The organism is Methylibium sp. (assembly GCF_031393925.1).
Lineage (GTDB): Bacteria > Pseudomonadota > Gammaproteobacteria > Burkholderiales > Burkholderiaceae_C > Methylibium.
Window position 1 is genome coordinate 1 of the sequence record NZ_JANMWL010000010.1, and the last position, 23606, is coordinate 23606.

The window sequence follows — 23606 nt, forward strand, 5'->3', positions numbered from 1 at the left end:
CCCGGCGCGCCGCCCCTGGCTCGACCGCTTGAAGTTGGGGCTGCGCCGCACCGGCGCCGGCATCACCCAGGTGTTTACCGGCACGCGCATCGACGATGCGCTTTACGAGGAGCTGGAGGCCGCGCTGCTGATGGCCGATGCCGGCGTGCAGGCCACCGAGCATTTGCTGAGCGATCTGAAGCGCCGCGTCAAGGAAGCCAAGGCCGGCGATCCGGCGGCGGTGAAGGCGCTGCTCGCCGACGCGGTGGCCGACCTGCTGCTGCCGCTGCAGCGTCCGTTGGTGCTGGGCGAAGCGCAGCCGACCGTGATCATGGTGGCCGGCGTCAACGGCGCGGGCAAGACCACCAGCATCGGCAAGCTCACGCGGCATTTGGCCGATGACGGCGTGAAGGTGCTGCTGGCGGCCGCCGACACCTTTCGTGCCGCCGCGCGCGAGCAGCTCGCGGTGTGGGCCACGCGCGCCGGTGAGCCGATGACGCGCCGCGTGGACATCGTGAGCCAGGACGGCGGCGACCCTGCGGCCGTGAGCTACGACGCAGTCAAGGCGGGCCAGGCGCGCGGCTGCGAGGTGGTGATCGTCGACACCGCCGGGCGGCTGCCGACGCAGTCGCACCTGATGGATGAACTCGGCAAGATTCAGCGCACCATCGGCAAGGCGATGCCGGGTGCGCCGCACGAGGTGCTGTTGGTGGTCGATGGCAACACCGGGCAGAACGCGCTCGCGCAAGTGAAGGCCTTCGATGCGGTGCTGGGCCTCACCGGGCTCATCATCACCAAGCTCGACGGCACGGCCAAGGGCGGCGTGCTGGCGGCGATTGCGCTGTGGGCTCGCGAGCGCGAGCATGGACGGGTCGTGCCGGTCTACTTCATTGGCGTGGGCGAACGTCTCGAGGATCTGGAGACCTTCGACGCGCGCGAATTCGCGCTGGCGCTGCTGAGCTGATCCGAGCGCGCGCCGTGCGCGTCAGCGCCTGAGCGGATCGAGCGGCGTCGGCGCGGCGTCAAGCTCGTCGAACCAGGTCGACGGCGCCGGTTCGGGCTGTGCCGAAAGCGCTGCATCGAAGGCTTCGTCCAGCGGGTCGGCGAGTGCGTCGGTGAGCGTGGCGACCCGTCGAAGTAGCGTCCCCTCGACCCGGGCGTCCGCCTGGCCTGCGCCGGAGGCGCCTTTCGCGGGGCCGAGCACCAGCTCGCGCACCGCGGAGGCGGACGGCAAGGCCTCTTCATTCCACACGATCACGCGCACGCCAGCCTTGCTCAGCACGCGGTCCATGCGGGCATGGCGCTTTTGCGTGCGCTCGCTGTCCTTGCCCGGCGCGCGCCGCACCTCGACCACCGCGAGTACCTGCGAGCTGGCATCGCACACCACCAAGTCGGCGCACAGCTGGCTCATGCGGTGCATCCATTCTTGGTAGGAATTTCGGGTGGGAACGCGGATGAACCGCGGCAGCGGCAGCTGCGCCAGCACCATGCACTCGGGCAGGGCCTGGAGCAGCAGCATTTGGGCGCGGCGCTCGGTTTGCGTGAGCACCCGGGTGGCCTCCGGCGGCCAGGCGGCCACGGTGTCGAGCGCCTCACCGACACGCTGAACGCGGTTGCCGTTGCGGTCACTGGATTTGCCGGCGCCCAGGGCGCGCTGGCGCACCAGCCACAGCGACAAAAGCGCGGCGAACAGCAGGGCCGTCAAAGCGATGGGGTCCATTTCGACCTGGTTCCAGAAACAGGAAAGCTTGACGCTAAAGGGCCAGCCAGCGGCCAGTCAAGCGCAGAGTCGACACGCGGCGCAGCTCTTGCAAGTGGTTACGTTGCAGTGCCTTGCGGCGCGGTGCCGGATGCGGCGGTCAGCGCGGCGGCAGCCCTTTCATGCCGCCCATGCGCTTCATCATCTTCATCATGCCGCCGCCCTTCATCTTCTTCATCCTGGTCTGCATCTGGTCGAACTGGTTCAGCAGGCGGTTGACCTCCTGCACCTGCACGCCCGCGCCGCTGGCGATGCGGCGCTTGCGGCTGGCCTTGAGGAGTTCGGGCTTGCGTCGCTCGAGCGGTGTCATCGAGCGGATGATGCCCTCCATGCGGCGAACGTCGCGCTCGGCGCGGTCCATGTCGGCAGCACCAAGCTTCGCGGCCTTGCCGCCGGTGAGCTGGCTGGGCAGCTTGTCGATCAGGCCCGACAGGCCGCCCATCTTCTTCATCTGCGAGATCTGCAGGAGAAAGTCTTCGAGGTCGAAGTTAGAGCCGGACTTGACCTTGTCGGCGAGCTTCTGCGCCGCCTGCAGGTCCACGCCCTGCTGCACCTGCTCGACCAGCGCGACGATGTCGCCCATGCCGAGCACGCGCCCGGCATGGCGCTCGGCGTCGAACACCTCCAGGCCGTCGATCTTCTCGGACACGCCGGCAAACTTGATCGGCGCGCCGGTCACTTGCCGCACCGACAGCGCCGCGCCGCCGCGCGAGTCGCCGTCGAGCTTGGTCAGCACCACGCCGGTGAGCGGCAGCGCCTCTTTGAAAGCCCGCGCGACATTGATGGCGTCCTGGCCTTGCATCGCGTCGACCACGAACAGGGTTTCGATCGGTCGGAGCGCCGCGTGCAGCGCGCTGATCTCCGCCATCATCGCTTCGTCGATGCCCAAGCGCCCGGCGGTGTCGACCAGCAGCACGTCGAAGTAGTGGCGCTTGGCGTGGTCGAGCGCCGCCAGCGCGATGTCCACCGGCTTGTCGCTGGCCTGCGAGGCAAACCATTCGGCGCCGGCCTGCAGGGTGACGACCCTGAGCTGCTCGATCGCCGCAGGCCGATAGATGTCGCTCGAGACGGTCAGTACTTTTTTCTTGCGGCCGATCAAATGCTTGGCGAGCTTGGCGGTCGTGGTGGTCTTGCCGGCGCCCTGCAGACCGGCCATCAGGATCACTGCCGGCGGCTGCGTGGCGAAATTGAGCTCGCTGCTGGCGTCGCCCGCGCCCATGGTGGCGGCGAGCTCCTTGTGAACCACGCCCACCAGCGCCTGCCCCGGCGAGAGCGAGCCCACCACGTCGTGGCCGAGCGCCTTGTCCTTCACGCGCGCGATGAAGTCGCGCACGACGGGCAGTGCCACGTCCGCTTCGAGCAGCGCCATGCGCACTTCTCTCAGCATGTCCTGCACGTTGTCTTCGGTGATGCGCGCTTGACCGCGCATCGTCTTGACGAGCCGTGACAGGCGATCGGAAAGGGCGGAAGCCATCGGTCGGTATCTCTGGGTTGTGGACGCTGCACGGGCCGCCGTGCCTGCCGGGCAAACGCTTGCCGGCCAGGACGCGCAACGGTGTGGCGCGAGGACGCGAACGTACACTGTGCCTCATGATTTTATCGCTCGGCCCCGGGGCGCAGAGCCTGCTGCCGTTGGTCGCCACCAGCCTGGTCGCCGTGCTTGCTTATCTGCTGGCGGCGTCGCGCCGCCAAGCCGGCTGGATCGAGGCGGCTCTGGCCGTCGGGTGGCTGGCCCATGCGGCGGCCATCGTCGTTCACACCGCGGGTGTCGGCGAGGCCGTTCCCGGCGCGCGCTTCGGATTCGCGCCGGCACTCTCGGCCACGTTGTGGCTCGTGCTGGCGGTGTATGCCGTCGAGAGCCGCTTCGTCACCCTCGCGGGCGTGCGCCGGTCGCTGGCCTTGCTGGGAGCCGCGGCGGTGGTGCTGGCACTCTTGTTTCCCGGTGAATTGCGCCCGCATGCCGGCTCGCCCTGGGCGCCGCTGCACTGGGTGCTGGGCATTGCGTCCTATGGGCTGTTCGGCGCTGCGCTCCTGCATGCCGCGCTGCTGCGCCGCGCCGAGCGCGCGTTGCGCCCCGGGGCAGCGGTGGGCGCGAACGGAGGCGCTGCCGCGATACCCGGCACGCCGCTGCTGCGGCTCGAGAAACTGACCTTTCGCTTCGTTGCCGCTGGCTTTGTCGTGCTGTCGGCCACGCTGCTGCTGGGCTGGTGGTTCAGTGACGCATGGCGATGGGACCACAAGAGCGTGTTTTCGGTGCTGGCCTGGCTGGTGTTTGCCGGCTTGCTCGCCGGGCGCAGCGCTTTCGGCTGGCGCGGCCGACACGCGACACGCTGGCTCTATGTGGGCGCCGCGCTGCTGCTGCTCGCCTATGCCGGCTCGCGCTTCGTGCTCGAAGTGTTGCTGCACCGCACGGTGACTTGATGAAGTATTTGCTGTTGTTGGCAGTGATCGTGGCGGTGCTGTGGTTCGCGCGCTCGCGCAGCGGCGTGGCGCAGGGCCGCAAGCCGACGCCGACACCCCCGCCGCCGCAACCCGTGCTCGCCTGCGCTCACTGCGGCGTTCACCTGCCGCGCGCCGAGATGGTGGCCGGTTTGCGCGGCCTGTATTGCACCGAAGCGCATCGGCTTGCGCGCGGCGACATCGCCTGATGGCTGGCAACGCCGGTGTGAGCAAGCCGCGCACGGCGGCTCCCGCCGCCTCGTGGTTTGGCGCGCTCGAGCCCGACCATGCGGGTGACGGCGGCGACGATGGCGGCAACGACGCGGCACATTCCCGCTACGACCGTGGCGAATGGCGCGCGTCCGACGTAGCCGATTCGCGTTTCCTGTCGCGCCAGGCGCGCCGTATCGCCGAGTCCGGCCAGAGCGGGCTGTACCGGCTGTATCGCGCCTTTGTCGCTGCGCGCGCTGCGCTGGGCATCACGCTGCTGGCCACCGAAATCGCCTTCGCCTGGCTGATCACGTCGCATCCGCAGCACGGCGCGGCCCTGGTCTTGTGTGCGGTGTACGCGCTGGCGACGCTGGCCCTGTGGTTGCTGCCCAACCTGCTCGGCCCTAGTCGCCCGACCGTCGCGGCGCGCCTGCGCCGTCGCCAGTGGGCGGCCACCATCGGCGTCGATCTGCTGGCGTTCGGTGGGCTGCAACTGTTGGGGGGCCTGCTCAATTACACGGCGCTGCTGGTGCTGCCGGCGCTCATGGCCGGCGTGTTGACGCCGCGGCTGCAGGCGTTGGGGGTGGCCGCGGCGAGCACGCTGATCGTGCTGCTTGCCACGCAATGGAATGCCGGGGCCGCTGGCGCGACGCCGCTGCTGCTCGCGCAGGCCGGGCTGGCTGGGGCGGGCCTCTTCGTCATCACCTTGCTCGCGGGCGAGCTGTCGGGCCGGCTCGCTCGCGAGGAGCGCACCGCGCGCGGCTCGCTCGCCATGGCACGACGGCAGGCGCAGCTCAACCGGCTCGTGCTCGAAGAGCTGCAGGAAGGCGTGCTCGTGGTCGACCGGCGCGGTCGCGTGCGCGCCGCCAATCCGGCCGCGCGTGGGTTGATCGGCGAGCCGCAGGACAGCAGCGGTGAGAGCTTCGCGCTCGCCGGCGTGGCAGCGTGGGAGCCGCTGGCGCGCGCCGTGGACCGTGCCTTTGCCGAGGGCGGCTGGCCCGAGGAAGGGCGCGACGTGCTGCTCCCGCGCGACCAAGGTCCGCGTCAGCTGCGCGTGCGCGTTCGTTTCACGCAGCGGCGCGAAGCGCGCGTGGCCGAGGACTACTGCGTGCTGTTCGTGGAGGACGTGCGCACGGTGCAAGCGCGGGTACGGCAGGAAAAACTGGCCGCGATGGGACGCGTTTCGGCGGGCATCGCGCACGAGATCCGCAACCCGCTGGCCGCGATCATGCAAGCCAACGCCTTGATGGCCGAAGACGCGAGCAGCGCCGAGCAGCAGCAGTTGACGCGCATGGTTGGCGAGAACGCCGAGCGGCTCAAGCGCATCGTCGACGACATGATGGAAGTCGCGCCCGGGCTGGTGCCGACGCCCGCGCCGCTGGACGCGACCGCGCAGGTGGCCGCGGTTTGCAGCGAGTGGGCGCGCACCGCTCAGTTGCCGCCCGGCGCTGCAAGCCCGCTCACCGTCGAGCTGCCTGCGCAGGCCGTGGGCGTGCTGTTCGATGGCGAACACCTTCGGCGCGTGCTCGTCAACCTGCTCGACAACGCGCTGCGACACGGTAGCCGAAGCGCGGGCGCGGTGCGCGTGTGGCTGGGGGTCGCCGACGACTTGCATGCGCGGCTCGGTGTTGCGAGCGACGGGCCACCCATCGCGCCCGAAGTCGAGCGCTACTTGTTCGAGCCGTTCTTCTCGACGCGCAGCCGCGGCACCGGCCTGGGCCTGTATATTTGCCGCGAGCTGTGCGAGCGCTACGGTGCGAGCATCGAGTACGGCTCGCGGGGCGTGCCGGAGCGCCACCGCAACGAGTTCTCGGTCGCCATGCGGCGCGCGCTGCTTCCGGACAGTGAATCCCGGCCCCACCTTGGTCCATGAGCTGCCCAGCGCCCACCTGTTCGAGCCCGCCGCGCGCTGCGCACCGGGGCGACGCATGAGCTCGCACGGCCGCCCGTTTGGCCAAGGCCGAAGTGCGCAGCACGAAGGCCCAAGATGAGCCCGCACGGCCGCCACGGCCACGAAGGGGCCACATGCGTTGCCCTTGGCGAATACTCCCGCTCTTGGGTCCAGCGCGCAGCGCGAAGGGTGCATTGATGAGCTCGCCGTCCCACTTCAGCCTGCTGGTCGTCGACGACGAGCCGGACTTGCGCACTCTCTACGAGCTGACCTTGCTGCGCGAAGGCTACGACATTGAAACCGCCGGCAGCGTCGAGGACGCATGGTCGCAACTGAGCGACCGCACCTTCAGTGCCGTCATCACCGACATGCGGCTGCCCGACGGTAGCGGCCTCGACCTGCTGCGCCGCCTGGAGGAGGCCGGACGGCGCGAGAAGGCAATCGTCATCACCGCCTACGGCTCGGCGGAGAGCGCGGTCGAGGCGCTGCAGGCCGGTGCCTATGACTACCTCACCAAGCCGGTGGACCTGAAGCTCTTTCGCAGCGTGGTCGCTTCGGCGCTCGGGCGTTCCGCATCGACCGGCCCGACGGTGCAGCCCGATCGCTTGCCTTCCGAGAGCGGCGCGCCGCGCGCGGTGCGCCCGCCGCCGCGGCCGCTCGCCGCGCCTGCCGGTCCGACGAGCGCCCTGGCGCGCATGGCGGGCAACTCGCACGCCATGCAGGTGGTGCGCGGGCTCATCGAGAAAGTGGCGCGCAGCATGGCGCCGGTGCTGGTGCATGGCGAGTCGGGCACCGGCAAGGAACTGGTGGCGCGCGCGATCCACGACGCCGGGGTGCGCAGCGCGCAGCCCTTTATCGCGGTGAACTGCGGCGCCATTCCAGAACAATTGCTCGAAGCCGAGTTCTTTGGCTACCGCAAGGGCGCCTTCACCGGGGCCAATGAAGACCGCGACGGTTTCTTCCAGGCCGCGCGCGGCGGCACCCTCTTCCTCGACGAGATCGGCGACCTGCCGCTGTCGATGCAAAGCAAGCTGCTGCGCTCGATCCAGGAGCGCTCGGTGCGCCCGGTCGGCGCCACCCACGAAATGCCGCTGGACGTGCGCATCGTCAGCGCCACCCACAAGAACCTCGCCGCCGACGTGCAGGCGGGGCGCTTTCGGCAGGATCTGTATTACCGGCTCAACGTCATCCAGATCCGCGTGCCGGCGCTGCGCGAGCGGCTCGAGGATCTGCCGGCCATCTGCGAGCGCGTGCTCGAACGCATCACCGCCGATGCGGGCGTGAGCCCGCCTCCGCGGCTCACGCGCGAGGCGCTCGCCTACCTGTTGCGCTACCCCTTCGGCGGCAACGTGCGCGAGCTGGAAAACCTGCTGCACCGGGCGGTCGCACTGTGCGAGGGCGACGTGATCGATGTCCAAACGCTCGACCTGCCGGAGTCGGCGTTCGCCGACAACGGCCGAACCGAGGCGGCGTCATTGCCGGCCGATCCGCCGCCGCCGCGTGGCGAGTCAGCCGCGTTGGTGGCAGCGCCGCCGGCCGTGCCCGCGGCGCTGCCTGATGACCTCGCTGCCTACCTTGACGCGGTCGAGCGCGACATCCTCGTGCGCGCCCTGGAGCACTACCGCTTCAACCGCACTGCGGCGGGCGCCAGCATGGGCTTGTCGCTGCGGCAAATGCGCTATCGCATGGCCCGCCTGGGTGTGATGGTCGCCGAGCATGGCGTGGCTTTGGAGTCGGGCGGCAGCGAGGGGCCGGACGTCGCGCCGTGACACGCGAATCGCCACGGTGGATGGGCGGCTGGTGGTCGGCCGCGCGCCGCATCGAGTCGCCCAACCAGGGGCCGAGGCCGGCGGGTGCCGACGTGACCCTGGCGCTGATCCATTCGATCAGCCTGCCGCCGGGGCGTTACGGCGGCGACGCGATCGAGCGTCTGTTCACCAACACGCTCGACTGGAGCGCGCACGCCTACTTCGAGCAGATCCGCGGGATCACCGTCTCGTCGCATTTCGTGGTCCGGCGTGACGGCGAGATGCTGCAGTTCGTGGCGACCACGGCGCGCGCCTGGCATGCCGGCCAGTCGGTCTGGCGTGGCCGCGAGAACTGCAACGATTTCTCGGTCGGCATCGAGCTCGAAGGGCTCGAAGGCGAATGTTTCGAGACGCCGCAGTACGTAAGGCTGGCCGAGTTGCTGCGCGCGCTGCGCGGCGAGCATGCCGGCCTGTGCGATGTTGCCGGGCACGAGCATGTGGCGCCGGGGCGCAAGCTCGATCCCGGTCCCGGATTCGATTGGCCGCGCCTGCAATCGCTGTGTGCCTGGACCGATCAGTGTTTTCCCGAGACGGTGCGGGCACGACGCTAGTCGCTTCGCTTCGCGGCGCGTTGGCGCAGCGGGCAGATTCCATGCGGTTTTGCAGCCCGATTGGTGGCGTGCGCAAGGCCTGGCGCGGCTTGCGTGCGCACACCCTTTGCAGCGCGCGGGCGGCGCCACGACCGGTGCCTTGATGGGCTTGCGTGATTCGTGCGCGGCAGAGGCCCGACACGCTATACCTAGTGCTTGTGGAGCCGCTACACCCTAGATATAGTGTCCTGCATGCTATTCTTCGTTGCCTGATTCAAGCGCTTTCGAGGCCCGGACCACGTGAGCATCGCGTCGCTGGTCACCCCGCCTCGGCACGGTCGCAGCTCGCGGCTTTGCGCACGGTCTCAGGCTGCCGCCGACCGCCCCCTACACCACCCCTGTTTTGCCCGCTTCGTTGCGTCATACATCGGCGTGGCGACGAGTGCATTGGCTAGGCGGGCGGTGAAGCGCGACCGGTTCGAACAAGATCATTGCTGTCCGTCCACGTTTTGAGACGCCCCGTCAGTCACGCCACGTCATTCGTACGAAGGCCGCAAGAGCCGAAAGGGAAACATTCATGCAGACCGTCACCCCCAGCGTTTCAACCTCACCCGCCGCCGCCATTGCCTCTGGCCCACGGCCTGTGGGCAATGCGTCGGCCTACGCCGGCTACCAGATCATCCGGCGCAATGGCGCCGTGGTCGCGTTTGAGCCGAACAAGATAGCCGTTGCCTTGATGAAGGCCTTTCTCGCCGTGCATGGCGCACAGGGTGCCGCTTCGGCGAGCGTGCGCGAAACCGTCGACGCCCTGACCGAGACGGTGGTGCGCGCGTTGCTCCGCTCGCGCCCGAGCGGAGGAAGTTTTCACATCGAGGACATCCAGGACGCGGTAGAGCTCGGCCTCATGCGCGGGGGCCACCACGAGATTGCGCGGGCCTACGTTCTCTACCGCGAGCGCCGCGCGCAAGAGCGTGCCAAGCAGGGCGAGGCGTCGGCCGCGCCGGCCGTGGCGCTGCAGGTCATCGACGGTGGGCAGCGCGTGCCGCTGGACATGGCACGGCTGTCTGCGCTCATCGAGTCGGCCTGCGCCCACCTCGGCGCCGAGGTGCAAGCGGCGCCCATCCTGGCTGAAACGCAGCGCAATCTCTACGACGGCGTGCCGATCGACGAGGTCTACAAGGCCGCCATCCTGGCGGCTCGCACCTTGATCGAGAAAGACCCTGCCTACACGCGCGCCACCGCGCGGCTGCTGCTGCACACGATCCGCCGTGAAATCCTCGGCGGCGAGGTGATGCACGACGAAATGCGGCATCGCTACGCCGATTACTTTCCGGGCTTCATCAAGCAGGGCGTCGACGCCGAACTGCTCGACGAGCGGTTGCTCCAGTACGACCTGCGCAAGCTCGGCGAAGCCCTTCAGGCCGACCGCGACCTGCAGTTCGACTACCTCGGGCTGCAAACGCTCTACGACCGCTACTTCCTGCACGTGCGCAAGGCGCGCATCGAGCTGCCGCAGGCCTTCTTCATGCGTGTGGCGATGGGCCTGGCGCTCGGCGAGGTCGACCGCGAGGCGCGTGCCATCGAGTTCTACGAGGTGCTCTCCAGCTTCGATTTCATGTCGAGCACGCCGACCATGTTCAACGCCGGCACGCGTCGCTCGCAGCTTTCGAGCTGCTACCTCACGACGGTGGCGGACGATCTCGACGGCATTTACGAAGCGATCAAGGAGAACGCGCTGCTCTCCAAGTTTGCCGGCGGCCTGGGCAACGACTGGACGCCGGTGCGCGCGCTGGGCAGCCACATCAAGGGCACCAACGGCGAATCGCAAGGCGTGGTGCCGTTCCTGAAGGTCGTCAACGACACCGCGGTGGCGGTCAACCAGGGCGGCAAGCGCAAGGGCGCGGTGTGCGCCTATCTTGAAACCTGGCACCTCGACATCGAAGAATTCCTCGAGCTGCGCAAGAACACCGGCGACGACCGGCGTCGCACCCACGACATGAACACGGCCAACTGGGTGCCCGACCTGTTCATGCGACGCGTGATGGAAAACGGGAGCTGGACGCTGTTCTCGCCTTCCAACTGCCCGGACCTGCACGACAAGTTCGGCGAGGCTTTCGAGCGCGCCTACACCGGCTACGAAGCGAAGGCCGCGCGGGGCGAGTTGGAGCTGCACAAGACGGTGCGGGCTTGCGACCTGTGGCGCAAGATGCTCTCGATGCTGTTCGAGACCGGGCATCCCTGGATCACCTTCAAGGACGCCTGCAACGTGCGCTCACCGCAGCAGCACGTTGGCGTGGTGCACAGCTCCAACCTGTGTACCGAGATCACGCTTAACACCAACGCCAGCGAGATCGCGGTCTGCAACCTGGGCTCGGTCAACCTCGCGCAGCACTTGTCGCCGGGGGCCGGCGGCCTGCAGATCGACCACGTCAAGCTGAAGAAAACGGTGTCGACCGCGATGCGCATGCTCGACAACGTGATCGACATCAACTACTACGCGGTCAAGAAGGCGCGCGACTCCAACTTGCGGCACCGCCCGGTCGGGCTGGGCGTGATGGGCTTCCAGGACAGCCTCTACCAGCTGCGCATCCCCTACGCCTCGCACGCCGCCGTCGACTACGCCGACCGCTCGATGGAGGCCGTGTGCTACCAAGCCTATTGGGCCTCGACCGAACTGGCCGAGGAGCGCGGCCGTTACTCCAGCTACAAGGGCTCGCTGTGGGATCGCGGCGTGCTCCCCCAGGACACGCTTGACATGCTGGCCGAACAGCGCGGCGGCCACGTCGAGGTCGATCGCTCGACCACGCTGGACTGGGATGCGCTGCGCGCGCGCATCGCGAAGTACGGCATGCGCAATTCCAATTGCGTGGCGATCGCGCCGACCGCGACCATCTCCAACATCATTGGCGTGGACGCGTCGATCGAGCCGTCGTTCAGCAACCTGTCGGTCAAGTCCAACCTGTCGGGCGAGTTCACCATCATCAACGAGTATTTGGTGCGTGACCTCAAGAAGCTTGGCCTCTGGGACGACGTGATGGTGATGGACCTGAAGCACTTCGACGGCTCGCTGCGTCGCATTGACCGCGTGCCCGAGGAACTGAAGTTGCTTTACGGCACCGCCTTCGAGGTCGAGCCGATGTGGCTGGTGGAGGCGGCGGCGCGTCGGCAGAAATGGATTGACCAGGCGCAGTCGCTCAACATCTACATGGCCGGCGCTTCGGGCAAGAAGCTCGACGAAACCTACAAACTTGCTTGGCAGCGTGGCCTCAAGACCACGTACTACCTGCGCACGATCGGCGCGACGCACGCCGAGAAATCGACCGTTAAAGCAGGCCACATGAATGCGGTCTCGAGTGGCAGCAGTGGCATTGATGTCGCCACTGCTTTTGCCGTTGCGGCAAAGGCATCACCCGACACCGCGAGCAGCGTGCCTGCGACCGACATGAAGTTCTGCTCGATCGACAACCCGGATTGCGAAGCGTGCCAATGACGCGCGTGAATTAATCGAGTGCGCGAGTCGCATGCGACTCGCGCACTCGATGAGGCGATGCACGACGGCAACAACTTCAGCGCTTCGATGTCAACAAGTGCTTGGTGTTTGAACACAACACTCGGATAATTCAATCGACAGGACGTACACCATGCTGGTTTGGGAAGACGAATCTCGTTCCACCTCTGCCGCGACACACAGCTCTTTGCCCTCATCGCCGCGCGATGCCCGGGCCGTCTCTGCATCACACTCGAATCCGCCGGACAGCGGCACCGCATCAGCACCCAAGGTGGCGGTTGCAGTGCCCGAAGAGGCGCCGCTCACGCGGCGCGTCAACGTGGCTGACAAGCGAATCTTCAATGGTCGGACCGACGTCAATCAGCTGGTTCCATTCAAGTACAAGTGGGCTTGGGAGAAATACCTCGCCACCTGTTCCAACCACTGGATGCCGCAAGAGATCAACATGTCGCGAGACATCGCGACATGGCGCGATCCGAACGGCCTGACCGACGACGAGCGGCGCATCATCAAACGCAACCTCGGCTTCTTCGTGACTGCCGATTCGCTGGCCGCCAACAACATCGTGCTCGGCACCTACCGGCACATCACGGCGCCCGAATGCCGGCAGTTCCTGCTGCGCCAGGCATTTGAAGAGGCGATCCACACGCATGCCTACCAGTACATCGTCGAATCGCTCGGCATCGACGAGAGCGAGATCTTCAACGCATATCACGAGGTGGCGTCGATCCGCGACAAGGACGAGTTCCTGATCCCCTTCATCCAGGCGATCATGGATCCGCACTTCCAGACCGGCACGCCGGAGAACGACCAGACGCTGCTCAAGAGCCTGATCGTCTTTGCCTGCCTGATGGAGGGTCTATTCTTTTACGTCGGGTTCACGCAGATCCTGGCGCTCGGCCGTCAGAACAAGATGACCGGTGCTGCCGAGCAGTACCAGTACATCCTGCGCGACGAGTCGATGCATTGCAATTTCGGCATCGATCTCATCAACCAGATCAAGCTCGAGAATCCGCATCTGTGGACGCCTGCTTTCAAGGCCGAGATCAAGGCGTTGTTCATGAAGGCGGTCGAGCTCGAATATCGCTACGCGGAAGACACCATGCCGCGCGGCGTGCTGGGGCTCAATGCCTCGATGTTCAAGGGTTATCTGCGCTACATCGCGAACCGGCGCGCCACGCAGATCGGCCTGGAGGCGCTTTTCCCGAACGAAGAAAACCCGTTCCCGTGGATGAGCGAAATGATCGACCTGAAGAAGGAGCGCAATTTCTTCGAGACGCGTGTCATCGAGTACCAATCCGGTGGTGCGCTCTCGTGGGATTGAAGCACCTCGTGCGCATGGCGCTCGGGTCATGACGAAGGATCAAAAAAAACGAAATCAAGATTTGTGGGTGAGACGAAGGGTGTCGCAGAAAACACCATCGCATTTGCCCACGACCCTATTCACTGCACCGGAGCGTTTCTCCAAGATAGCCCTGGGCAGTGAATCGCCGTGTCGCTCGAGCGGCACGGTGCTCTTTGCAACTTGATCAAGGAGAATCGTGATGGCAACTGCGAAGAAGGCTCCGGCCAAAAAGGCCGCGGCAAAGAAGGTTCCGGCCAAGAAGGTCGCCGTGAAGAAGTCGCCGGCCAACAAGGCGGCGGCGAAGAAGGCTCCGGCCCGCAAGGCTGCTGCCAAGAAGGCACCGGCGAAGAAGGCCGCTGCGAAGAAGTCACCGGCCAAGAAGGCGGCGACGAAGAAGGTGCCGGCCAAGAAGGCGGCGGCCAAGAAGGCGCCGGCCAAGAAGGCGGCGGCCAAGAAGGCTGCCAAGAAGGCACCTGCGAAGAAGGCGCCGGCCAAGAAGGCTGCCAAGAAGGCACCTGCGAAGAAGGCGGCCAAGAAGCCGGCTGCAAAGAAGGCGGCGTCTCCTGCCGCTCCTGCGGCAAAGCCGGCAGCCGCTCCTGCGGCAAAGACCACGCTCAGCCCCCAGGCGGCATGGCCTTTCCCGACGGGCACCAAGCCCTGAGGTCCGGTTCGACCTTGAAAGCCCGGCTTCGGCCGGGCTTTTTCGTTCTGACTGCTTGCTACATCGGCTGAGTGTCCGCAAAGCCATGTGTCGGCGACGGCCGGTTCGGCTCCGTTTCGTCGAGGCTTGCCTCGAGCGCAGCTTGGCGCTCGGCGGCTTCGTCTCGTGTATGGCGCTGCACGCTGTTCAGCGGCGGTCGTTGCGCCAACTCCTTTTGCAGCATCATGATCTGGCGTCGGGCCTGTCCGGCATGCTGGTTAGCGGCCAGGCGAGTCTTCTCTAGACGCCTTTGCAGATCGGCCAGCTTGCGCCCATACCACCAAGTCGAGCCAAACCAGGTGAGCGCGGTCAGGGCAACCGCGGTCCCGATGAGCAGCAACAAAGTCGTCAAGTTCATTCGGCATTCCTTCTCGGCCGGACTTGGCGCCAGCCGGTTCCAATCGGCGCGACGATAGCTAGGCTGCGGCGCTGCGGGCGTGAATCTGCCGCGCCTCGCCGCGCGCTTGATCGAGGTGCGTTCCGCGGTGAGTGGTCACGCACGCGCGACGAAGGTTCATACATCAGAGATCGAGTGCGGCGCAGTCGATGACGTGGTTCTGCGGCCCCGCGCTGGCAATCTTCAAGGCGCCGATGCGGTTGCCAAGCGCTGCGCAGCGCACGAGTGGCCATCCACGCTCCAGTCCGTAGAGCAGACCACCCCGGAACGCGTCGCCGCAGCCGGTCGGGTCGACGACGGTCATCGCCTTCACGCCCGAGACGCGCTGCACGCGACCCTGCTCCCACACGTCACAACCCTCGGCGCCTAGCGTCACCACCACGCCACGCAGATGCGAGCGCGACAGCTGTGCCAGGCCAAGGCCGGTGCGATCGCACAGCATCTTCGCTTCATAGTCGTTGAGCGCCACCCAACTGGCCTGGTCAATGAAACGCTTCAAGTCCGCGCCATCGAACATTGGCAGCCCTTGCCCCGGATCGAACACGAAGGGGATGCCAGCGGCGGTCAATTGCGCGGCATGCTCGATCATGGCTTCTCGGCCATCGGGCGCAATGATGGCCAGCGCAATGTCGTCCGCCGCGGGCACCGTCGTGCGTTGAGCGAATTGCATCGCACCCGGGTGAAATGCGGTGATCTGGTTGTTGTCTTGGTCGGTGATGATGATTGCCTGCGCCGTGTAGCTCTCGTCGATGCGCCGCACGAACTCGGTGCTCACGCCCCAGCCGCGCAGGCGTTCAAGGTAGCCGTCACCGTCGGCACCAAGCGTGGCCATGACCAGCGGTGCGCCGCCGAGCTGCCGGTGCGTGTAGGCGATGTTGCCGGCGCAGCCGCCGAACTCTCGCTTGAGCGTGGGCACCAGGAACGACACATTCAGGATGTGAATTTGCTCGGGAAGGATCTGTTGCGCAAACCGGCCCGCAAAGGTCGTGATGGTGTCGAACGCAAGTGAACCGCAGATCAGTGCCGACATGGCAACTCCGGGACGGTGAACGCGAGTAGGGCCGAGTTGCGGCGGCCGGTCAGGGGTAGAACAGTTCGATCGTGTAGCCGCCGATGCGAGCGCCGCGTGCGGCCAACAGCGCATGCAACTGCGCCTCGGCGCCTGCTGCAAGGGCGGACGTGGTCGCTGCGCCTTCGGGCGTGCCGCGAAAGTCAGCGGGCGCGAGTGCGCGGCGTGCGATCAGCGATCCGCCGGTATCGGTGAGTCGCAGGTCGACCGACGGCATGGCCAGTGCGATGCTGGCGCGGTTGTGCAGGCTCAAGCTCAGACGATAGGTGTCGCCGCCCTCGACCTGGGTCAGGCCGCTCGCTTCGACCGTCAGGGCCGCGAGTCGACGCGGCGGCTCGATGCGGCAGCCCATCACGTCGCACAGCGCTTCGAGGGGGGGTCGGGCCCGCGCCCAGCGCGCTGCGAGCGTGTCGCGGAACTGCACCGCGACCTGCACCGCGAGCACCCCCAGCAACATCGCGCCAGCCACGATGAGCGAGGCGCGAACGCGGGGTCGTTGCCACTGCGCGGCCCGCTCCGCCTGGCGCAGGAAGTCCGGTGCAACCGACCGGTCGGGCACGGCGGGCCGTGCGGATTCGTCGTCATGCACTCCGAGCCCCGACAGCATCGAACTGATCTCATCGGCGCGACGTTGAGCGCGCCGCTCGCGCCAGCTGAGCCGCTTCGGTGCAGGCGCTGGCGGCTCGGGCGCAACGTGCCGCGCCGCGCCGTAGTCGCCGTCTGCGTCGAGCGCGGCGTCGTCCGCAAACTCGCTCGGGAATCGCGCATCAACGAAGTCGGGGTCATCCTCGAAGGTGGCCTCCTGCACCGACTTGTACGCGGCAAGGGACTCGGGCGCGAACATGCGCGACTCGATCGCATCGTCTTCATGCGTCTCTGCCAACACCGCGCCGGGTTTGTCCGTCGGCGTCGGTGAGTGGCTGGCGACGAACTCGACCATGCCCTGCCGTGCCACCTGCGTGGCCGTCAGCGACGAAGCCGGGCGTCTCGGCGGCGCTTCGCGCTCGAGGTCGAACAGGCCTTCCAGAGCGCTGAACACCTCCTGGCAGCGCCCGCAGCGCACCCATCCTTCGGAAACCTTGAGCTGGTCCTGCACGACGCGAAAGATCGTGCCGCATTGGGTGCAGCGGGTGGCCAGGCTCATGGCGCAGATGATGCCATCGGCCCGTCGCGATTCATGCGGCGCGATGGGCAATCATGAGGATCCAGCCGTCCTCGCGGTCGGTGACCTCGAGCGCCAGCCCGGGCGCATAGGCGTGCTTCAATTCATCGGCCTGGCGCTCCAGGATGCCGGCCAACACCAGGTGGCCGGCAGGCGCGACGTGGGCCGACAACAGCGGGGCCAGCAACTTGAGCGGCGTCGCGAGGATGTTGGCCAGTACCAGCGCGTAAGCGCCGCACGGCGCTCCGGCCCGCTGCGGCAACCCTTGTTCGAGCACGACACCGTTGGCAGCGGCGTTGTCGCTCGTCGCTTGCACCGCCGCAGGATCGATGTCGACCGCGGTGACGGACGCTGCGCCGAACAATGCCGCACCAATGGCAAGGATGCCGGACCCGCAGCCGTAATCGAGCGTGCGGTTGCCCGCCATCGTATCGGCATGCGTGGCGATCCAGCGCAGGCACATGCGTGTCGTGGGGTGCGTGCCGGTGCCGAAGGCCAGGCCCGGATCGAGCCGGATCACCTGCTGCGCAACCGCGGGGGGCTCGTGCCAGGACGGCACGATCCAGAACGTCGGTGTGATCTCGACCGGCTCGAACTGCGACTGCGTCAGTCGCACCCAATCTTGTTCGGGGACCGGGCGCAGCGCCTGCACGGTCACGCCGGCTGCCCATGTCTGCGCGAGCAACAGCGTGGCGGCTCCGGTTGCTCGTGCCTCGTCGTTGAACAGCGCCGCCAGCAGCGAGCGTTGCCAGCCGGGCTTGGGTGCGGGCATGTCGGGCTCGCCGAACAAGGCTTGTTCGGCGAGCGTGTCGGCGTCGGCGTCTTCGACCGAAACGCTCAGCGCCTGCAGTTCCATCAGCGCATCCGACAGCGCCTCGACCTGGTCCTCGGCGGCCAGCAGACGCAACTCCACCATATCGCCAGCTCTCCTTCGGGTCAGCGCTTGCGCTGGCTTATCCAGCTCTCGAGGTAATGGATGCTGGTGCCGCCTTCCACGAACTTGGCGTCGACCATGAGCTCGCGGTGCAGCGCAATGTTGGTGGAGATGCCCTCGACCACGGTCTCGAGCAAGGCGGTGCGCATGCGCGCCAGGGCCTGCTCGCGGGTGTCGCCGTGGGTGATGATTTTGCCGATCATCGAGTCGTAATTGGGCGGCACGAAATAGTTGGTGTAAGCGTGCGAGTCCACGCGCACACCCGGGCCGCCGGGCGCATGCCAGGCGGTGATGCGCCCCGGCGAGGGCGTGAATTTGTATGGATCTTCGGCGTTGACGCGGCACTCGATGGCGTGGCCGCGTATTTCGATCTGGCGCTGCGTGAAGGGCAGCTTCTCGCCGGCCGCGACCCGGATCTGCATCTGCACGATGTCGATGCCCGAGACCAGCTCGGTCACCGGATGCTCGACCTGAACGCGGGTGTTCATCTCGATGAAATAGAACTCGCCGTTCTCGTAGAGGAATTCGAAGGTGCCGGCGCCGCGGTAGCCGATCTTCTTGCAGGCCGCCACGCAACGCTCGCCGATGCGCTCGATCACGCGACGGGGAATGCCCGGTGCGGGCGCTTCCTCGATGATCTTCTGGTGGCGCCGCTGCATCGAGCAGTCGCGCTCACCCAGCCAGACCACATTGCGCTGGGTGTCGGCGAGGATCTGGATTTCGATGTGGCGCGGGTTCTCCAGGAACTTTTCCATGTAGACCGTCGGGTTGCCGAAGGCGGCGCCGGCCTCGGCGCGCGTGGTCTGCACGGCGTGGATCAGCGCTGCCTCGGTATGCACCACGCGCATGCCCCGCCCGCCACCGCCGCCAGCGGCCTTGATGATGACGGGGTAGCCGATCGCACGTGCCTGGCGCGTGATCTCCTTCGGGTCGTCGGGCAGTGCGCCTTCGGCGCCCGGCACGGTCGGCACGCCAGCCTTGATCATGGCCTGCTTGGCCGCCACCTTGTCGCCCATCACGCGGATCGACTCCGGCGTCGGGCCGATGAAGACGAAACCGCTTTGCTGCACGCGTTCGGCGAAGTCGGCGTTCTCGCTGAGGAAGCCGTAGCCGGGGTGGATCGCTTCGGCGTCGGTCACTTCCGCCGCCGAGATGATGGCCGGCATGTTGAGATAGCTCAACGCCGAGGCCGCCGGCCCGATGCACACCGCCTCGTCGGCCAGGCGAACGTACTTGGCGTCGCGATCGGCTTCGGAATAGACGATCACGGCGCGCACGCCGAGTTCGCGACAGGCCCGCTGGATGCGAAGGGCAATCTCTCCGCGGTTGGCAATCAATATCTTCTTGAACATCGAGTCGTCCGCGTCACTCGATGATGAAGAGCGGCTGGCCGAATTCGACCGCCTGGCCGTTCTCGCACAGCAGCTTGGTGACCTTGCCGCTCTTGTCGGTCTCGATCTCGTTCATGATCTTCATCGCTTCGATGATGCAGATCGGCTCGCCTTCCTTCACCTCGCTGCCGACTTCGACAAACGCCTTGGAGCCGGGGCTGGACGAGAGATAGAAGGTGCCGACCATCGGTGACTTCACCACATGGCCGGTCGGTGCGGCAGGCTCGACCGGTGGCGCGCCTGCGGCGACGCCTGGAGGCGCTGCCGCTGCAGTGCCGAGCGCCATCGGCAGGGCCGTCGCAGCCGGCGCCTGGAACACGGTCACCGGATTGCTCTTGACGATGCGGACTTTGCCGTCGGCTTCGGTGATCTCGAGTTCGGAGACGTTGGACTCCGACACCAGATCGATCAGTGTCTTCAGTTTGCGCAGGTCCATGGGGACTCCTCCAACGAAATGTCTTTTGATTCTTGGCGCACGAGCGTCTGGCGTGGCGGCGGAACGGCAATGCCCTCTCAGGCCTCGCCGGGCCACCCCAAGGGGGCTGAGCGCCCTCGCGGGAGCCAGTACCGAAGGTGCGTGGGGGTGGTCATCTCAGGCGACCGATGCACCGGCTACGCGCTCGAGCGCGAACTCGAGCGCCAGCCGGTAGCCGGTGGCTCCCAGGCCGACGATCACGCCTTCAGCCAGATCGGAAAAATAAGAACGGTGACGAAAGGCCTCGCGTCGGTGCACGTTCGATAGATGCACTTCGACAAAGGGGATGGCCACCGCAGCCAGCGCGTCGCGCAAGGCCACGCTGGTGTGCGTGAAGGCAGCCGGGTTGATGACGATGAACCGGGTCGAGTCAGCGCCCGCCTGCTGCACGCGCTCAACCAACTCGCCTTCGTGATTGCTCTGGAAAGTTGCGAGTGCGACACCCGAAGCAGCGGCCCGGTTGATCAGCATGGCGTCGATCTCTGGCAGCGTTACCGCACCATAGAGGCCGGGTTCGCGGCTGCCAAGCAAATTTAGATTGGGTCCGTGCAGGACGAGGATTTGCATCCGATGAGACCAAATAGCCGGCAGATCGACCGGGGAAGGCGCGACTTTACGCGCAAACCCGCAGGTGGTCGACAACCCTCGGCGGCGTTTTCATGGCAGCGAACGCGCCCACCCGCTCAGCTCGTCGAAGCTGGTTTCACCGAGCTTGCGATGGATGACCTCGCCGCTGGCATTGAACATCGCGCTGAACGGCAGCCCGCCGCGGTCGTTGCCCAACTGCTTGGTGAGATCGCTGCCTTCGAAGCCAGCCAGGCCGATGGGAAAGGAAATTTTGAGTTTGGTGGCCAAAAATTCCCGCACCGGTGTCGGCCCGTCGATGGCCAAACCAAGGACGTTCCAATTTCTTGGGCCGAACTCGCGGTAAAAGCGATCAATTTCTGGCATTTCTCGCACACAGGGTGCGCACCAGGTTGCCCAGAAATTGATCAGCAGGGGTTTTCCACGCAGGCCCGCCATCGCGAGCGTGCCGCCTTCTGGAGTGTCGAAACGTCGTGCCCAAAGTTCGGGAGTGGGAGCTCCGGTGGCTGGGGCGGTAGGCGGATCGCTGGCCGTCCCAGCCGAGCGTCGCCACCACGCAAAGCCTGCACCGAGCGCTACCGAGAAGGCGGCCGTGCCACCAATGAGCAGAGTGCGCCGTCGCGCGCCAGAGGGCTCCCCGGATTTCATTTCGTGGCTTCCATCAGTTGGCGCAGCGCCGACGCGTCGCCGCGCGGCGCGCGCCCCTGTGCGTCGGGTTTGAGGGCACCACGCAGATCGTCATGGTCGAGGATGCTCAGGTGGATGAAAACCCGCTCGCCCAGCGTTGCGCTCGTTTGGGCAAGGCTCAGCACGTCGATGTTGTCGCCACGTGGTCCGCGCGTGCTGCCAACGTCGTAATCGATACGCGCCCCGAGCAAGGCGATCTCGGCGGATTTCGGGTCGTCGCAATAGAGCTGCAGATGCACGTCGTTGTGCCGCGTCGCCGTGCCACGCCAGACCGCCCCGGTGAGATAGGGACGAAACGCCGCCAGGCGCTCCATCCACTCCAGCGCCACTTCGCGTAGCGCCGCCAGTTCGCCGGGCTGCGTGTCGGCGCAGAAAAGATCGAGGTAGGCACGCACTTCGGCGTCGAGCAAGTCATTGTCAGGCAGCCCGCCGCTCGGCAAACCACGCTTGCCGAGCAGCTTGAGCGCCCGCTGCTTGGCTGGCCCGTATTCGAGCCCGTCCTCGACCACCAGTCGGGCGGCCGTGGCGGCGATCTCGGCGCGCAAGGTGGAAGAGTTCATGCAAGACCGGACACAGCGGGTGGGGCACCGATCATGGCAGCTCGACCGCCGCCATGCGCTGCACGATGGTGACCGCGCGCCCGCTGACGTAGGCGGAACCGGGGCGCTTCTCGAAGCGCTTGGGCGCCGGCAGCATGACGGCCAGTCGGGCCGATTGCAGCGGCGTCAGCCACTCGGCGTCGACGCGGAAATAGTGACGCGCCGCCGCCTGGGCACCGAAGACGCCCTCGCCCCATTCGACGTTGTTCAGGTAGATCTCGAGAATGCGCTCCTTGGACAGCAGCGCCTCGAGCATGAAGCTCAGCAGGAACTCCTGCGCCTTGCGCGCCAGGCTACGCTCGCCGGAGAGGAACAGGTTCTTGGCCAGCTGCTGGGTGATGGTGGAGCCGCCGACGATGCGCGGTGGCCGCATCGCGCGGGCGCCGGCCGGGGTGCTGGCCGATCGCGCCGTGATTCGCCCAGCTTGCTCCACACGCGCCTGGGCCTTCTGGTTCTTCTCCCAGGCTTGCTCGACGGCCTCCCAGTCGACCCCGCCGTGGTCGGTGAAGCCGGCGTCCTCGGCGGTGATGACGGCGCGCTTGAGCGAGTCGGCCATGCGTTCGTAGGGGCGCCAGGCCTGGCGCCACTGAAGCTCGCCGTTTTGCCCTGCCAGGCGGCGCAGTTCGCTGCGCTGGAAGGTGGTCGATTGCGGGTCGATCACGCGCATCAGCGCGATGCGCGCGGCGAACGCGAGCTGCAGCGCCACGGCGCTCACGAGCACCAGCAACACGAAGCGCAGCAGCGCGCTCATCTCAGCACCCTTGGCGCTGCGCGCAGTCCCGCCGAGCGGGAGCATTCGCCCTTCGGGCGGCCGTGCGGGCTTACCAGGCGGTTAGGTACTGAGGCGGAATACAAACGTCTGGAGCAGGAGATGCAAAAGAAGGATTCGACGGGCATGCGCAATATCTAGGGATGGTCTGCATAACTCCGGCATAGCCCTGATTGCCTGACTCGATCATGGCGGCGAACATTGGGGCCATGAAGCAAACCAGCCTCGGATTCAACCTGACCAACAAGCCTACGCGCAAGCGCAACTTCCTGGATGACATGAACCGTGTCGTGCCGTGGGCCGCATTGGTCGCGCTCGTTGCACCTCATGCTCCCGCGGGCAAGCGAGGTCGCCCGCCGTTTGCCATCGAGTCCGTGCTGCGCATTCACTTCATGCAGCAATGGTTCACCTCGAGCGACCCCGCGATGGAAGAAGCGCTGCACGACGTGGCGCTGTTTCGCGAGTTCGCCGGACTGGACAACTGGAGCACCCGGCTGCCCGACGAGAGCACCATCCTGCGTTTTCGTCACCTGCTGGAAAAGCACAGGTTGGCCGAGCAGATGTTTGCCAAGGTCAACGAGATCCTGGGCGCCAAGGGCCTGCTGCTTCGCACCGGCACCGTGGTCGACGCCACCTTGATCGCCGCCCCCAGTTCCACCAAGAACGCCAGCGGCGAGCGCGACCCCGAGATGCACCAGTCCGAAGGGCAACAAGTGGTACTTCGGCATGAAATCGCACATCGGCGCCGATGCCGAGTCCGGTCTCGTGCACACGGTGCGCGCCACCGCCGGCAACGTGGTCGAGGCCAACGCCTTGCTGCCAGGAAAAAGTGGTCTTTGCCGACGCTGGCTACCAGGGCGCCCACAAGCGCGCGGGTGCGTGCCAGGGCGTGGTCTGGCAAGTGGCGATGCGCCCCGGGCAAGCGCGCAGCGCTCGACAAGGCCAGCAAGTACGAGCAGCTCATCGACCGGGTCGAGCGGCAAGGCGAGCGTGCGGGCCAAGGTCGAGCATCCGTTTCGGGTGATCAAGCGCCAGTTCGGCCACGTGAAGGTGCGCTACCGAGGGCTTGCGAAGAACGTGGCGCAGCTGGACACGCTGTTCGCCCTGGCCAACCTGTGGATAATGCGCGCCAAGCTGGCCGTACTGGATGGAAAAGTCCGCCTGAAACTGGCGAACGCGACTTGAGATGCGGCGAATCGCCTCGAAGCGCGGGGCAATGCGAACGATCATGGGGTTCTTGAGTGCATTGCATCGAAAAACATCAGGACGAATGTGATTCGGCAATTGCGACCGCTGCGTGCGGATTGATCAGAACATCCCTAGGCGAACTGAACTTCGCCGATCAACGTGTAGGTCCTTACGCCACTTG

At 66.6% G+C, this 23606-nt stretch carries 21 protein-coding genes and 1 pseudogene; 10 read left to right on the forward strand and 12 right to left on the reverse strand.

Annotated features, from left to right (window positions below; all coding sequences use genetic code 11):
• On the forward strand, window positions 1-943 hold a 943-nt coding region (ftsY, locus tag RMO12_RS00730), incomplete at its 5' end, for a signal recognition particle-docking protein FtsY (protein WP_309637834.1).
• A gap of 21 nt (window positions 944-964) precedes the next feature.
• Here the strand turns inward: ftsY and RMO12_RS00735 are convergent.
• Window positions 965-1699, reverse strand: a complete 735-nt coding sequence (locus tag RMO12_RS00735; RefSeq protein WP_309637835.1) for a DUF2726 domain-containing protein — start codon at window positions 1697-1699, stop codon at window positions 965-967.
• Window positions 1700-1838: 139 nt separating this feature from the next.
• The gene (ffh, locus tag RMO12_RS00740) at window positions 1839-3212 is read right to left on the reverse strand and encodes a signal recognition particle protein (RefSeq protein ID WP_309637836.1); all 1374 of its coding nucleotides are present in this window, start codon (window positions 3210-3212) and stop codon (window positions 1839-1841) included.
• 116 nt (window positions 3213-3328) lie between these two features.
• Here ffh and RMO12_RS00745 point away from each other — a divergent pair, with 116 nt between their 5' ends.
• The 8 genes from RMO12_RS00745 (at window position 3329) to RMO12_RS00780 (ending at window position 14130) form a co-directional block, all read left to right on the forward strand.
• Window positions 3329-4159, forward strand: coding sequence for a cytochrome c biogenesis protein CcsA (locus tag RMO12_RS00745; RefSeq protein WP_309624237.1), 831 nt, complete (start codon window positions 3329-3331; stop codon window positions 4157-4159).
• The gene (locus RMO12_RS00750; RefSeq protein ID WP_309637837.1) at window positions 4159-4386 is read left to right on the forward strand and encodes a PP0621 family protein; all 228 of its coding nucleotides are present in this window, start codon (window positions 4159-4161) and stop codon (window positions 4384-4386) included. The genes RMO12_RS00745 and RMO12_RS00750 overlap by 1 nt, the downstream gene beginning before the upstream one ends.
• A complete protein-coding gene (locus RMO12_RS00755; protein WP_309637838.1) occupies window positions 4386-6260 on the forward strand; it encodes an ATP-binding protein in 1875 nt (624 codons plus the stop codon). Before RMO12_RS00750 ends, RMO12_RS00755 begins: the two co-directional genes overlap by 1 nt.
• A gap of 215 nt (window positions 6261-6475) precedes the next feature.
• Window positions 6476-8047, forward strand: coding sequence for a sigma-54 dependent transcriptional regulator (locus RMO12_RS00760; protein WP_309624240.1), 1572 nt, complete (start codon window positions 6476-6478; stop codon window positions 8045-8047).
• 20 nt (window positions 8048-8067) lie between these two features.
• On the forward strand, window positions 8068-8637 hold the full coding sequence (gene ampD / locus RMO12_RS00765) for a 1,6-anhydro-N-acetylmuramyl-L-alanine amidase AmpD (protein WP_309637849.1): 570 nt from the start codon (window positions 8068-8070) through the stop codon (window positions 8635-8637).
• A 556-nt stretch (window positions 8638-9193) separates the two neighbouring features.
• A complete protein-coding gene (locus RMO12_RS00770) occupies window positions 9194-12106 on the forward strand; it encodes a ribonucleoside-diphosphate reductase subunit alpha (protein WP_309637839.1) in 2913 nt (970 codons plus the stop codon).
• Window positions 12107-12257: 151 nt separating this feature from the next.
• Window positions 12258-13448 (forward strand): ribonucleotide-diphosphate reductase subunit beta, encoded by a 1191-nt coding sequence (locus tag RMO12_RS00775; protein ID WP_309637840.1) that lies wholly within the window; start codon window positions 12258-12260, stop codon window positions 13446-13448.
• A gap of 220 nt (window positions 13449-13668) precedes the next feature.
• Window positions 13669-14130 carry a histone H1-like DNA-binding protein gene (locus RMO12_RS00780; protein WP_309637841.1) on the forward strand — a complete coding sequence of 154 codons (462 nt, stop codon included), beginning with the start codon at window positions 13669-13671 and terminating at the stop codon, window positions 14128-14130.
• Between the two features lie 58 nt (window positions 14131-14188).
• Here RMO12_RS00780 and RMO12_RS00785 read toward each other — a convergent pair whose 3' ends face one another.
• From RMO12_RS00785 to RMO12_RS00830, 10 genes are all read right to left on the reverse strand, one after another.
• Window positions 14189-14512: a hypothetical protein gene (locus RMO12_RS00785; protein ID WP_309637842.1), complete on the reverse strand. Its 324-nt coding sequence runs from the start codon at window positions 14510-14512 to the stop codon at window positions 14189-14191.
• A 178-nt stretch (window positions 14513-14690) separates the two neighbouring features.
• Window positions 14691-15596, reverse strand: coding sequence for a carbohydrate kinase family protein (locus RMO12_RS00790; RefSeq protein ID WP_309637843.1), 906 nt, complete (start codon window positions 15594-15596; stop codon window positions 14691-14693).
• Window positions 15597-15645: 49 nt separating this feature from the next.
• Window positions 15646-16779 carry a zinc-ribbon and DUF3426 domain-containing protein gene (locus RMO12_RS00795; RefSeq protein ID WP_309637844.1) on the reverse strand — a complete coding sequence of 378 codons (1134 nt, stop codon included), beginning with the start codon at window positions 16777-16779 and terminating at the stop codon, window positions 15646-15648.
• Between the two features lie 31 nt (window positions 16780-16810).
• Window positions 16811-17713, reverse strand: coding sequence for a 50S ribosomal protein L11 methyltransferase (prmA, locus tag RMO12_RS00800; RefSeq protein WP_309637845.1), 903 nt, complete (start codon window positions 17711-17713; stop codon window positions 16811-16813).
• Window positions 17714-17733: 20 nt separating this feature from the next.
• Entirely contained in the window at window positions 17734-19083 is a 1350-nt protein-coding gene (gene accC / locus RMO12_RS00805) for an acetyl-CoA carboxylase biotin carboxylase subunit (protein ID WP_309625403.1), read from the reverse strand.
• 13 nt (window positions 19084-19096) lie between these two features.
• Window positions 19097-19558 carry an acetyl-CoA carboxylase biotin carboxyl carrier protein gene (gene accB, locus RMO12_RS00810; RefSeq protein WP_309637846.1) on the reverse strand — a complete coding sequence of 154 codons (462 nt, stop codon included), beginning with the start codon at window positions 19556-19558 and terminating at the stop codon, window positions 19097-19099.
• Between the two features lie 156 nt (window positions 19559-19714).
• Window positions 19715-20164: a type II 3-dehydroquinate dehydratase gene (aroQ, locus tag RMO12_RS00815; protein ID WP_309625272.1), complete on the reverse strand. Its 450-nt coding sequence runs from the start codon at window positions 20162-20164 to the stop codon at window positions 19715-19717.
• Window positions 20165-20254: 90 nt separating this feature from the next.
• Window positions 20255-20830 carry a TlpA family protein disulfide reductase gene (locus tag RMO12_RS00820; RefSeq protein ID WP_309637847.1) on the reverse strand — a complete coding sequence of 192 codons (576 nt, stop codon included), beginning with the start codon at window positions 20828-20830 and terminating at the stop codon, window positions 20255-20257.
• Complete coding sequence (locus RMO12_RS00825; protein WP_309625269.1) at window positions 20827-21429, reverse strand: hypothetical protein; 603 nt, start codon at window positions 21427-21429, stop codon at window positions 20827-20829. Before RMO12_RS00825 ends, RMO12_RS00820 begins: the two co-directional genes overlap by 4 nt.
• A 31-nt stretch (window positions 21430-21460) precedes the next feature.
• Complete coding sequence (locus RMO12_RS00830; RefSeq protein ID WP_309637848.1) at window positions 21461-22219, reverse strand: transglycosylase domain-containing protein; 759 nt, start codon at window positions 22217-22219, stop codon at window positions 21461-21463.
• A gap of 227 nt (window positions 22220-22446) precedes the next feature.
• On the opposite strand from RMO12_RS00830, the pseudogene RMO12_RS00835 reads away from it, so the two are divergent.
• Window positions 22447-23422 (forward strand): annotated as a pseudogene (locus RMO12_RS00835) (IS5 family transposase).
• The last annotated feature ends 184 nt before the right edge of the window (window positions 23423-23606 follow it).

What these genes read in the sequence shown, in the direction of transcription:
- RMO12_RS00770 (WP_309637839.1), top strand. Translation starts at nt 9,194, where the DNA reads ATGCAGACCGTCACCCCCAGCGTTTCAACCTCACCCGCCGCCGCCATT.
- RMO12_RS00760 (WP_309624240.1), top strand. Translation starts at nt 6,476, where the DNA reads ATGAGCTCGCCGTCCCACTTCAGCCTGCTGGTCGTCGACGACGAGCCG.
- accB (WP_309637846.1), bottom strand. Translation starts at nt 19,558, where the DNA reads ATGGACCTGCGCAAACTGAAGACACTGATCGATCTGGTGTCGGAGTCC.
- prmA (WP_309637845.1), bottom strand. Translation starts at nt 17,713, where the DNA reads ATGGTGGAGTTGCGTCTGCTGGCCGCCGAGGACCAGGTCGAGGCGCTG.
- RMO12_RS00755 (WP_309637838.1), top strand. Translation starts at nt 4,386, where the DNA reads ATGGCTGGCAACGCCGGTGTGAGCAAGCCGCGCACGGCGGCTCCCGCC.
- RMO12_RS00750 (WP_309637837.1), top strand. Translation starts at nt 4,159, where the DNA reads ATGAAGTATTTGCTGTTGTTGGCAGTGATCGTGGCGGTGCTGTGGTTC.
- RMO12_RS00745 (WP_309624237.1), top strand. Translation starts at nt 3,329, where the DNA reads ATGATTTTATCGCTCGGCCCCGGGGCGCAGAGCCTGCTGCCGTTGGTC.
- RMO12_RS00830 (WP_309637848.1), bottom strand. Translation starts at nt 22,219, where the DNA reads ATGAGCGCGCTGCTGCGCTTCGTGTTGCTGGTGCTCGTGAGCGCCGTG.
- aroQ (WP_309625272.1), bottom strand. Translation starts at nt 20,164, where the DNA reads ATGCAAATCCTCGTCCTGCACGGACCCAATCTAAATTTGCTTGGCAGC.
- RMO12_RS00780 (WP_309637841.1), top strand. Translation starts at nt 13,669, where the DNA reads ATGGCAACTGCGAAGAAGGCTCCGGCCAAAAAGGCCGCGGCAAAGAAG.
- accC (WP_309625403.1), bottom strand. Translation starts at nt 19,083, where the DNA reads ATGTTCAAGAAGATATTGATTGCCAACCGCGGAGAGATTGCCCTTCGC.
- ampD (WP_309637849.1), top strand. Translation starts at nt 8,068, where the DNA reads ATGGGCGGCTGGTGGTCGGCCGCGCGCCGCATCGAGTCGCCCAACCAG.
- RMO12_RS00775 (WP_309637840.1), top strand. Translation starts at nt 12,258, where the DNA reads ATGCTGGTTTGGGAAGACGAATCTCGTTCCACCTCTGCCGCGACACAC.
- RMO12_RS00735 (WP_309637835.1), bottom strand. Translation starts at nt 1,699, where the DNA reads ATGGACCCCATCGCTTTGACGGCCCTGCTGTTCGCCGCGCTTTTGTCG.
- RMO12_RS00825 (WP_309625269.1), bottom strand. Translation starts at nt 21,429, where the DNA reads ATGAACTCTTCCACCTTGCGCGCCGAGATCGCCGCCACGGCCGCCCGA.
- RMO12_RS00795 (WP_309637844.1), bottom strand. Translation starts at nt 16,779, where the DNA reads ATGAGCCTGGCCACCCGCTGCACCCAATGCGGCACGATCTTTCGCGTC.
- RMO12_RS00790 (WP_309637843.1), bottom strand. Translation starts at nt 15,596, where the DNA reads ATGTCGGCACTGATCTGCGGTTCACTTGCGTTCGACACCATCACGACC.
- RMO12_RS00820 (WP_309637847.1), bottom strand. Translation starts at nt 20,830, where the DNA reads ATGAAATCCGGGGAGCCCTCTGGCGCGCGACGGCGCACTCTGCTCATT.
- ffh (WP_309637836.1), bottom strand. Translation starts at nt 3,212, where the DNA reads ATGGCTTCCGCCCTTTCCGATCGCCTGTCACGGCTCGTCAAGACGATG.